This window comes from Sedimentibacter sp. (assembly GCF_033447055.1).
GTDB lineage: Bacteria > Bacillota > Clostridia > Tissierellales > Sedimentibacteraceae > Sedimentibacter.
On the sequence record NZ_JAWQJF010000154.1, the window covers coordinates 1 to 10,481 of the forward strand.

14 protein-coding genes and 1 pseudogene are annotated in these 10,481 nt (G+C 33.5%); 13 read left to right on the forward strand and 2 right to left on the reverse strand.

From position 1 onward, the window contains the following. Positions 1–23: 23 nt before the first annotated feature. Together SA378_RS10795 and rpsR are read left to right on the forward strand one after the other, a co-directional pair. A complete protein-coding gene (locus tag SA378_RS10795; protein WP_318525996.1) occupies positions 24–485 on the forward strand; it encodes a single-stranded DNA-binding protein in 462 nt (153 codons plus the stop codon). A 39-nt stretch (positions 486–524) separates the two neighbouring features. Next, positions 525–815 (forward strand): 30S ribosomal protein S18, encoded by a 291-nt coding sequence (rpsR, locus tag SA378_RS10800; protein WP_412178700.1) that lies wholly within the window; start codon positions 525–527, stop codon positions 813–815. A gap of 57 nt (positions 816–872) precedes the next feature. On the opposite strand, the gene spoIID is transcribed toward rpsR, so the two are convergent. Beyond that, entirely contained in the window at positions 873–1,928 is a 1,056-nt protein-coding gene (gene spoIID / locus SA378_RS10805) for a stage II sporulation protein D (protein ID WP_318525997.1), read from the reverse strand. A 132-nt stretch (positions 1,929–2,060) separates the two neighbouring features. Here spoIID and SA378_RS10810 point away from each other — a divergent pair, with 132 nt between their 5' ends. Beyond that, positions 2,061–2,777, forward strand: a complete 717-nt coding sequence (locus SA378_RS10810) for a M23 family metallopeptidase (protein WP_318525998.1) — start codon at positions 2,061–2,063, stop codon at positions 2,775–2,777. Positions 2,778–2,849: 72 nt separating this feature from the next. Next, complete coding sequence (spoIIID, locus tag SA378_RS10815) at positions 2,850–3,125, forward strand: sporulation transcriptional regulator SpoIIID (protein WP_313339515.1); 276 nt, start codon at positions 2,850–2,852, stop codon at positions 3,123–3,125. A gap of 63 nt (positions 3,126–3,188) precedes the next feature. Here spoIIID and SA378_RS10820 read toward each other — a convergent pair whose 3' ends face one another. Next, positions 3,189–4,529 carry an FAD-dependent oxidoreductase gene (locus SA378_RS10820; protein WP_318525999.1) on the reverse strand — a complete coding sequence of 447 codons (1,341 nt, stop codon included), beginning with the start codon at positions 4,527–4,529 and terminating at the stop codon, positions 3,189–3,191. A gap of 214 nt (positions 4,530–4,743) precedes the next feature. Here SA378_RS10820 and SA378_RS10825 point away from each other — a divergent pair, with 214 nt between their 5' ends. The 9 genes and pseudogenes from SA378_RS10825 to SA378_RS10865 all read left to right on the forward strand — a co-directional run. Beyond that, complete coding sequence (locus SA378_RS10825) at positions 4,744–5,109, forward strand: cupin domain-containing protein (RefSeq protein WP_318526000.1); 366 nt, start codon at positions 4,744–4,746, stop codon at positions 5,107–5,109. Between the two features lie 180 nt (positions 5,110–5,289). Beyond that, positions 5,290–5,663: pseudogene (locus SA378_RS10830) on the forward strand (DUF134 domain-containing protein). A 213-nt stretch (positions 5,664–5,876) separates the two neighbouring features. Beyond that, positions 5,877–6,242 carry a NifB/NifX family molybdenum-iron cluster-binding protein gene (locus tag SA378_RS10835; protein WP_318526001.1) on the forward strand — a complete coding sequence of 122 codons (366 nt, stop codon included), beginning with the start codon at positions 5,877–5,879 and terminating at the stop codon, positions 6,240–6,242. A gap of 99 nt (positions 6,243–6,341) precedes the next feature. Next, the gene (locus tag SA378_RS10840; protein ID WP_318526002.1) at positions 6,342–6,710 is read left to right on the forward strand and encodes a NifB/NifX family molybdenum-iron cluster-binding protein; all 369 of its coding nucleotides are present in this window, start codon (positions 6,342–6,344) and stop codon (positions 6,708–6,710) included. Position 6,711: 1 nt separating this feature from the next. Beyond that, positions 6,712–7,572, forward strand: a complete 861-nt coding sequence (locus SA378_RS10845) for an ATP-binding protein (protein WP_318526003.1) — start codon at positions 6,712–6,714, stop codon at positions 7,570–7,572. Further along, positions 7,550–8,419 (forward strand): ATP-binding protein, encoded by an 870-nt coding sequence (locus SA378_RS10850; RefSeq protein ID WP_318526004.1) that lies wholly within the window; start codon positions 7,550–7,552, stop codon positions 8,417–8,419. Before SA378_RS10845 ends, SA378_RS10850 begins: the two co-directional genes overlap by 23 nt. A gap of 13 nt (positions 8,420–8,432) precedes the next feature. Beyond that, positions 8,433–9,260 carry an Mrp/NBP35 family ATP-binding protein gene (locus tag SA378_RS10855; RefSeq protein ID WP_318526005.1) on the forward strand — a complete coding sequence of 276 codons (828 nt, stop codon included), beginning with the start codon at positions 8,433–8,435 and terminating at the stop codon, positions 9,258–9,260. Positions 9,261–9,285: 25 nt separating this feature from the next. Then, positions 9,286–9,627 (forward strand): NifB/NifX family molybdenum-iron cluster-binding protein, encoded by a 342-nt coding sequence (locus SA378_RS10860; RefSeq protein WP_318526008.1) that lies wholly within the window; start codon positions 9,286–9,288, stop codon positions 9,625–9,627. Between the two features lie 158 nt (positions 9,628–9,785). Next, the coding region (locus tag SA378_RS10865; RefSeq protein ID WP_318526006.1) for a radical SAM protein at positions 9,786–10,481 on the forward strand (696 nt) is incomplete at its 3' end.

Genomic DNA, 10,481 nt, shown 5'->3' on the forward strand with positions numbered 1-10,481 from the left:
AATAAAAAAAAATAGGATAAATTATGAATATTGTTGTATTAATTGGAAGAGTAGCCAGAGCTCCAGAGCTGAGATTCATACCTTATACAGGTATGGCTGTTGCAAAATTTACATTAGCTGTAGATAAAGAAATGTCAAAAGATAAGAAACAAGAACTGACATCTCAAGGAAAACAGACAGCGGATTTTATCAGTATAACAGTATTTGGTAAACAAGCTGAAAATTGTGCAAACTATCTTGCAAAAGGAAGTCAATGTGCAGTTCACGGCAGAATTTCAACAGGTAGTTATACTACACAAACAGGCGAGAAAAGATATACAACAGATATTATAGCAGATAGAGTAGAATTTATTGGTGCGAAAGGTCAAGCAACATCATCGCAGCAAGGAAGATCGGTACAGCCAGATAGCAGCTTTTTCGATGAATTTCCTGATGAAGACAATGACATTTTTCAGCCAGTAGACGACGAAGATATCCCATTTTAATTATTGATGAAAAAAATATTACGGAAGGAGGAAATATAGATGAGTTCAAGACAAGGCGGAAACGATAGAAACGATAGAGGCGACAGAGGCGACAGAAATGACAGAATGGGGAACAAAAGAAGACCTCGTAAGAAAGTATGCCAATTCTGTCAAGAAAAGGCAACACATATAGATTATAAAGACCTTGGAAAGTTGAAGAAATATACAACAGAAAGAGGTAAAATATTACCAAGAAGAATTACAGGTGCTTGTGCTAAACACCAGAGAATGGTAACTAGAGCTATAAAGAGAGCAAGAACAATTGCGTTGTTGCCATATGTAGCAGACTAATAAAGTAATAATGATAAGAAAGAGATTTGTGTTCGCACAAACCTCTTTTTGTTTTATCTATTTCATGTTTACTATATCAACACCGGTATAATAATGCTTTAGAATTTCTTTGTAATTGTAACCTTCGTCAGCCATTCCATCAGCACCCCATTGGCTCATGCCAACTCCATGACCGTATCCTGTTGTAACGATTTCGATTTCATTTCCTGTTTGTATAAAGCTGAAATTCGTTGAATTCAAGTTAAAAAGAGATCTCATTTCACGTCCGGAAATTTCAGTGTCGTCAATAGTTATGGTTTTTATTTTACCTCCTTCACTAACTTCTCCTAGCTTTATTTTATCATCTAAATTATCCTGAGAAAGATTTAAATCTCCATATACAGATTCAACTTTACTGATGAAGTCATTTACTGTAATTTTAACTGAATCATGAAGTTTTGGGGCCTCGTTTTCATAGGGACTTTCAACACTTTTAAGATAAGGCACAGAAGCAGAAAATACATCTTCAGAGTTTTCAGTTCTTCCGCCGCTTACAGAATGAAACAAAGGTTCAATTATTTTGCTTTCATAAGTTAAAATTTGGCCACTTGTTGAATTCACGGCTTCCTCAATTTTACCCCAATATTTTTCATACCATCCGTCCTCATGGGATGCAATTAATTCATCTTTTGAATTCCATACCTGACAGTGAGTTCCTGTACATATAGGGGCATCCATATGCTCAGGATGACCGTTGGGATATTTCTTTAACCTGTACAATAAAAATGTTCTTGCAGTAATTGCTTGAGCTTTTAGAGCTTCTTCGTTGAATTCTGCAGGCATTTCAGAAGATACGACACCCTTTAAATATTCTTCAAAATCAATAACCATTACTTCCTTTGTTTTTACATTGTATACTTTGATTAAATCAGGTTCACTAATATTAGAACTTGCAAGTTCCTCATTATCTATATATTTTTCACTATCTGCTACTTGAACATTATTATTTTCTCCTAGTTTTGCTTCAACGTCACTTGGCTTGCTGATTGCATCTTCAAAAAAAGCAAGGGATATATTGGGAATAGTAAAAAACATTCCAAATATAACCAGCGAAAAAATTAATCGGTTTAACATAAGAACATCTCCTTTATCATAAGTTCACTATCATTTTATTAATTAAAAATATTTTTAGAACAAAATTGAATTAAATATAAAAAATGGGACACACTATGTGGAGATAATAAAGAAACAAATACAGGAGGTTATATGAAAAATAATAGATTAAAAAACACAAAAGCTGCAATAAAGAATTTCTTTATTAAACTCAAGAATAGGGATACAAGTTTCTTGATAATTGCACTTTGTATTGTACTTTTGTCAACTGCAATAATTTGGAGATATTCTTCAAATCCAAATTTAGGCGAGGATAACCAGTTGGCAGAAAACGATGTTGAAAACGAGAATATTGGTGCTAATGTGGATCCGTATGAAGATTTTATTGAAGGCGTAATAGAAGATTACGGAAATACTAACGATGATGAGGATGCCAACGAAGAATCAAAAAAAATTGATTTAAAAACGATGAAAGCTCCTTTAGCAGGAGAAGTAATTAGGGAATTTACAATGGAAGATTTGGTTTATTTTGAGGCAATAGGTGAGTGGAGAGTACATAAAGGTGTAGATATCAAACCAAAAGATACATTGATGATTGAATCTGCATTAGCAGGAACGGTTGAAGCTGTGAACAATTCAGAGCTTACAGGAACAGAAATTATTATTGACCATGGAAATAATGTAAAAACACTTTATAGCAATTTGGTTTCATCACAAGTTGCGGTAGGAGACTCTGTTAAACAAGGACAAATAATAGGCAATATTGGAAAAACTGTAAGCATCGAATCAGCAGATGGAGCACACTTGCATTTTGAACTGATTGTTGATGGTAAAAATGTTAATCCCATTGACTATATTAATGTAGAGTAACAAAATAAGGTTCTAATAAACCGATTAAAGCATAAAAATGTAATAAGACGGTATAGCCAAAGGGGGTTAAGAATGAAAGATTACATAGAACGAAGAGCCATGGAAATTGCGGAATATATAATAAGTACTGAATCCACTGTAAGACAGACAGCAAAAAAATTCGGAGTCAGCAAAAGCACAGTACATAAGGATGTAACAGAACGTCTTCCCAAATTGAACCCTCCAGCTGCAAGCGAAGTGAAAAAAGTTTTGCTTAAAAATAAGTCTGAACGCCACATTCGGGGAGGTAAAGCTACTCGCTTAAAATATAAAGAAGCACATGAGCACGAAAAAGTAAGCAATATGTAATTAACCAATTGAAGAAAAACAAATAGCCCCTGTATTTTTAAGTACAGGGGCTATGTCTATATTCTAGTTATTTGCAGCCAATGCTTTCAAAGCAGCTTGATGAATTATATATTTGTTTGGTGATGTTGTTCCCATAGGATGTGAACCATAATTGTAAGCGTACAAATCTTTTGCATAAGCCTTGTTTTGTATAGCAATACCTATTACATTAACCATTTCAGCAACCTGTTCGTTCCCTGAAATTTGGGCACCGAGAAGTAACAAATCATCTTTAGAGAAGAAAAATTTACTTTCATATTTTGCAGCTCCCGGCAATTTTCCTGGATGTCTGTTAAACTCGTTTACTCCTATTTCAATAACGCTGTAGCCTGAATTTTGAGCTTGCTGCTTCGTCATTCCTGTCGCACCGAAATATTTTCCGCTGACAGCAGTTGAAAATAAGTTTGTAATTCCAACAGGATTTAGAATTTCTTTACCATTATTCAGGTGGTAGGCAGCATTACGTCCTTCTTTTGCTGCAATTGATGCGAGGCGTATGTTGCTTGTTCCGTTTGTGTATAAGTCAACTTTAGAAGCACAATCTCCGATTGCCATTATGTCAGGATCTGATGTGCGTTGTTGAGCATCAACTTTAACAGCTTTTCTTTCATCGCATTCAAGTCCGCAAGCTTGTGCAATTGCTGAATTAGGGGATGCTCCAATAACCAAAAATACTAAGTCAGCATCAAGTGATTCTCCTGTACTGACTTCTACCGAGGAAACTTTTTTATCTCCTTTAAATCCCTGTACAGAAATGCCGGTACGAATGTCAACGCCTTTATTTCTCAAGATATTTTCTATTTCAGTGCTGTAATTAGGTTCAAAAGCTACACTGAGACAGTGAGGAGCTAATTCTACCAAAGTTATTTTTTTATCTTTAAATTTGCTTATTTCATCTGCTAGTTCAACACCAATAAAACCTCCACCCACAATCACTATAGAATTTGCAGACTCAACTTCTTTTTTTAAAGATACAATCTTGTCCAAATCTTTTTCTATCGTGTAAATGCCTGAAAGCTCTTTTCCTGGGAATGGCGGTACAACAGGGTTTGAACCGGTTGCTATGACAAGCTTATCATATGGAAAACTTCCATTATTTTTAGTTTCAACTGTTTTATTTGCTCTATTGATAACATTAACGTCATCAATAAGCAGTTTTAAACCTTCGTCAATCATTTCTTTATCAGGTGACAAATTGTCAGTAGAATCTTTTAGTGTTCCTATTGAATATGGTATTCCACATGGAATTGGACTTCTTTCATTGTTACGTATCATTGTGTATTCGTAATCCTTGTTTATTTGAAGCGATGCAATCGCAAATGCTTTGGCAGCAACACCGCCACCAATTATAACTACTTTTTTCATTATTTCCTCCTTAAGATGCAAATACAATATTTAATATATAGAACAATTTTTAAAAATTATCTGTAATTAAGTCACTGATTTACGTAAAATATTTATTTAATGTAACTTGACAATTGACATAAATAAAAATTATAATAACTAAGATGAAGGTGTTTTAATTTTTTATTTATCATTGAGATGTGATTAAAATTTAAATATATAGGAGGAAATTGAAATGTTAGTTTCACATGAAATAAATGTAAAATTGGTAGAATTGAAAAGTGATACTTTTAAGAATGTTAAAGGAAAGGTCCTTATTTCTCCAGCATGCGGTTCCGACGTTAATGTTCTGCGTCTGTTTGAAGTAGGACAGGATGGCTTCTCTGCAAATCATAAACATGATTATCCTCATTATATCTATGTTCTTGAAGGTGAAGGTACTATGGAGATGGACGGAAAAAAAACTCCTGTAGTGGCAGGATCGTTTGCATTTGTTCCTAACAATATTCAGCATCAGCTTGTTAATACAACAAAAACAGGAAGACTGCTCAGATTTTTATGTATGGTTCCGGTAGAAGGACATGTCGGATTTGGTGATTAAACTAATTTCTTTACAATATAAAAAGGTCTTTATTAGTTTAAATTTGAATAAAGACTTTTTTGGTTAATTTTTTATTCGATTAGTGTCAAAATAATCGTTGACTGATTTTATAAAACCTATATAATAAAGAATAAATGACATATGTCATATATGACATATTAATAAGAGGAAGTGAAATTATTGTCAAGACCTAGAAAGTGGAGAAATGTATGCAGTTTGCCAGACAGCAACATGTTTGGATCCTTAGATTTTCCTGTTAAGCAAGATAATTTTGTGATAATGGCTGTTGATGAATATGAAACTATAAGGTTAATAGATTTAGAGGGATTATCTCAAGAAGAATGTGCTAATAGAATGAATGTAGCTCGTACAACTGTTCAAAGTATTTATAGCGAGGCCAGGAAAAAATTGCAGAATCTATTGTGAACGGAAAAGCTCTTAAGATTGAAGGCGGAGATTATAAATTGTGTGATGGTATTGAAAGGTTTTGCGGAGGAAACAATTGCCGCAGACACAGAAACGGAATAAATTTTTTAGAAAATGAAGATATTTAAGTAATTTTAGGATTAAAATCATTGATTATTATATAGAAAAATTGTTGATAAAAAAGTAAATGCAACTTTAATTTTTACAGATTTGATAATGAAAAAGCAAGCGGATTCAAGTAATTCTCGAGTTTTTATATAAAATAGTTATTGACATATGACATTAATGTAGTATAATGAGAGCAAAGTGACATATGTCAAAAATAAAAAAGGAGTGCTAATATGAAGATAGCTTTGCCTGCAGAAGATAAATCTTTAGATGCCAACATAAATCAGTCATTTGGCCGTACACCATATATTCTTCTGTACAATACCATTACAAAAGAAAGTGAATTTTTAGATAACAGTGCAGTTGTTATGCAAGGAGGAGCTGGCATAAGAGTAGCTCAGGTTGTAGCTGACAATGGAATTAAGGCTCTTATTACTTTGCAGTGTGGTGAGAATGCTGAAAAAGTATTGAATAATGCAGAAGTGCTTGTTTATAAAGCAATCCCGGGAACTGTTAGACAAAATATTAATAAATTTGTTTTGGAGGAATTGAATTTGCTTAATGAATTTCATGAAGGATTTCATGGTCATGAAGAATAAATTAAGTTAAATATTAAATACGCATTAAAATGTAATCGGCTAAGAGTTGATTAATTTTAAAATAAATAAATGATAATAAATTATTAAGGAGAATTTCAAATGAAAATAGCAATACCAGTAAATGAAGCATCAATGGAATCAAATATATGCATTTCCTTTGGTAGAGCACCATACTACCTAATATATGAAACAGATACAAAAGAGAGTACTTTTTTAAATAACATTGCAGCAACAAGCCAGGGAGGTGCGGGAATAAGAGCAGCACAGTCACTTGTTGACAATAATATTGAAGCATTGATTGTACCAAGAAGCGGTGGGAATGCAGCAGATGTTATCAATCAAGCAAATATTAAAATGTACAAAACGATAAATGATTCTATAAGCGATAATATTAATGCTTTTAATGAAGGCAAGTTAATATTATTAAATGAAATCCATGCTGGATTTCATAATCACGGAGGGAAATAGTATGAAGATAGCTGTTCTAAGCGGCAAGGGAGGTACAGGTAAAACTCTTGTATCGGTTAACTTAGCTGCTGCGTCAAATGAATCAGTCTATGTAGACTGTGACGTTGAAGAACCTAACGGACATTTATTTTTTAAACCTCAGGGTATTAAGAATGAAAAAGTTTCTGTTAAAATGCCGGTTGTAGATGAAAATCTTTGCAACGGATGTCGTAAATGTGTTAATTTCTGTAAATTTAATGCACTAGCATATATTAATAAAAAGTTAATTGTTTTTGAAGAAATTTGTCATTCTTGTGGAGGATGTTCTATAATATGTCCAGAGAAAGCAATAACAGAAAGAGATAAAAATATAGGGGAAGTTCAGACAGGTACTTCTGATAATGTTACTGTACTTACAGGAATATTGAATACCGGAGAAGCTTCAGGCATACCTATTATTAAAAAGCTTCTGGATAGCGATGAAATCGGTAAAAAGGAATACACTTTTATTGACTGCCCTCCAGGGAGTGCTTGTATAGTGATGGAAAGTATCAAGGATGCAGATTATTGCATTTTAGTAGCAGAGCCTACTTTGTTTGGAGTTCATAATTTTAATATGGTTTATGAGTTGGTAAAGCTATTTAACAAACCTTTTGGCGCAGTATTGAATAAATGTATTGATGTAGATAATCCTGCTGAGAAATTCTGTACTGACAGAAATATTAAAATTTTAGGCAAAATTCCATTTGATAATGAATTAGGAAAGATAAATTCAGATGCATTGATTTCAGTAAGAGAAAATGAAAAATATAAAAAACTGTTTTCTACGCTGCTTCAAACTGTTGTTAAGGAGGTAGAAAATGAAACAACTATTAATTCTTAGTGGAAAGGGTGGTACGGGCAAAACAACTGTTGCCAGTGCTTTTATAAAGTTATCAAAAGTTGAGGCTTATGCTGATTGCGATGTTGATGCACCTAATTTGCATTTAGTTACGAATCATAAATCTGAACCTAAAACATCAGATTATTATGGGTTGCCTAAGGCTGAAATTAATAATGACTTATGTGTGCAGTGCGGTTTGTGCAGAAAAAACTGTCGTTTTGATGCAATAACTGTTGACAGTAAAACCAATGAATATAAAGTAAATGATGTTGCTTGTGAAGGTTGCGGTGTTTGTGAGCTTGTATGTAAGGTTGGTGCAATAACTCTTCGACCGGAAGTGGCTGGGAAGTTGATGCTTTATGTTGATGATGATGTATTTTCAACTGCAGAATTAAAAATGGGTAGCGGTACATCTGGAATGCTGGTAACCGAGGTTAAAAAGCAAATGAAGGAAGCTGCTCCTGATGCTGAATTTACAATTATAGATGGATCTCCTGGAATTGGATGTCCTGTAATAGCTTCAATCAGTGGGGTAGATATGGTTTTACTGGTTGCAGAGCCATCGATATCAGGAATAAATGACATGGAAAGAATTATTAAGACAGCAGAAAAATTTCAAACAGGGGTTGTTGTATGTATCAATAAATATAATACTAATATTAAAAACACGGAAAAAATAGAATTGTTTTGCAAAAACAACCATATACCTTTTGTGGGTAGGATACCATTTGATTCAAATGCAGTTAAAGCAATAAATAATGGAATGAGTATTGTTGATTTTGATTGTGCAGCAGGCAGCGCTGTAAAAGATGTGTACAATGAAACTATAAAAATTTTGAATTATTAGGGAGTTAATAATTATGAGCGAAGATTGTAACCAAAACAGCAGTTCTTGCAGTGAAGACAGCAAGGACGGAAAAGAAAAATTTGATTTTTCTGCAAAGGCAAATGAAAGAAGTAGTGTTAAAAAAGTAATCGGAGTTGTCAGTGGGAAGGGAGGAGTTGGCAAATCATTGGTAACGTCAATGCTTGCAGTAACAATGCAAAGACGTGGTCACAAAGTAGCTATTTTAGATGCTGATGTCACAGGTCCTTCGATACCAAAAGCTTTTGGGGTTATCCAAAAAGCCAGAAGCAATGCATTTGGATTACTTCCATCTAAAAGTAAGCTGGGAATAGAAATTATGTCTACCAACCTTTTGCTGGACAATGATACAGATCCTGTTATATGGAGAGGTCCTATGATTTCCAATACTGTAAAACAGTTTTGGACTGAAGTAATATGGGAAGATATAGATTTTATGTTTGTTGATATGCCTCCTGGAACGGGGGATGTTCCGTTGACTGTATTTCAATCATTGCCAGTAGATGGGATTATAATAGTTACATCACCTCAGGAACTTGTTTCAATGATTGTTCAAAAAGCTGTAAAAATGGCTGAAAATATGAATGTACCTATAATAGGTATAGTTGAGAACATGTCATATTTTAGATGTCCGGATTGCAACAAGGAACATAAAATATTTGGAGACAGCAAAATAGAAGAAGTAGCAATACTCCACAATTTAGCTGTTTTGGCAAAACTTCCCCTTGATCCTAAAGTTGCTTTATACTGTGACAAAGGGATGATTGAGAGTTATGACGACAATTCATTTGATAATATAGCTGGAATTTTAGAAAATATGTAAAATATTACAATAAAATGGAGAATATATAATGAAAATAGCGGTAGCGAGTGAAAGAGATACAGTGACGGAACATTTTGGCCATTGCATTAACTTTAATATTTTTGAGACAGAAGGTACTGAGATTATAAAGAGTGAATCTGTAACAAACCCTGGACATAGACCTGGAGCATTACCTAACTTTTTAAATGATATAGGAGTTGAGGTAATAATATCAGGTGGAATGGGTGGTGGAGCCGTAGAAATATTTAATGAAAAAGGAATAGAAGTAGTTATAGGCGCAAAGGGAGATGCAAGAGCAGCTGCAGAACAGTATATAGCCGGTATGCTTAAATCCACAGGATCTATCTGCCACGAACATTTGCATTAAGATGAGTGCGGCGATTAGATATAATTCTCTAACCTAACATGAGATGGCGAAACAGGTAATTTCAGATTACCTGTTTTGCTTTGAATGTATAAGAGTTAGTTTAAAAAAAGGTAGTAAATTTCAAAATATTAATGTTATATAAATAAAGGAGAAATCAATTGATACATACATATTCATTAAACGGATACAACTTTGCAATAGACGGAAACAGCGGAATGATTCATGTTCTTGATGACTTATCTTACGCCATGTTAAAAGATGAAAAGGAATTTCCATCATTGGATTATTTGCGCGAAAAACTAGGAAACGATTACAAATTTGAGGAGATAGCAGAAGCTTACAAAGAAATTGAATCACTAAGAGATAATGAAATGCTCTTTGTACCTATAGAAAAAATCGAAAAAATCGCTTCATCAAAAAATATAAATACTAATGTTAAAGCTATATGCCTTAATGTATCACATGACTGTAATTTAAGGTGTGAATACTGCTTTGCTTCTGAGGGAGACTATAATAGTGGACGAGAATTGATGAGTAAAGAAGTTGCTTTAAAGGCAGTGGATTATTTGGTTGCAAATTCTGCTGGAAGAAAAAACATTGAAATAGACTTTTTTGGTGGAGAACCCCTGATGAATTTTGATGTTGTTAAAGAAGTGGTAAGATATGGCAGAAAAATTGAAAAAGAAACTAACAAACATTTTTATTTTACAACTACAACAAACGGAACTTTGTTAAATGAAGAAAGAATAGACTTTATCAATGAGAACATGGATAATATTGTAATAAGTATTGATGGAAGAAAAGAAGTCCATGATATTATAAGACATGATTGTAATGGTAAAGGATCTTATGAT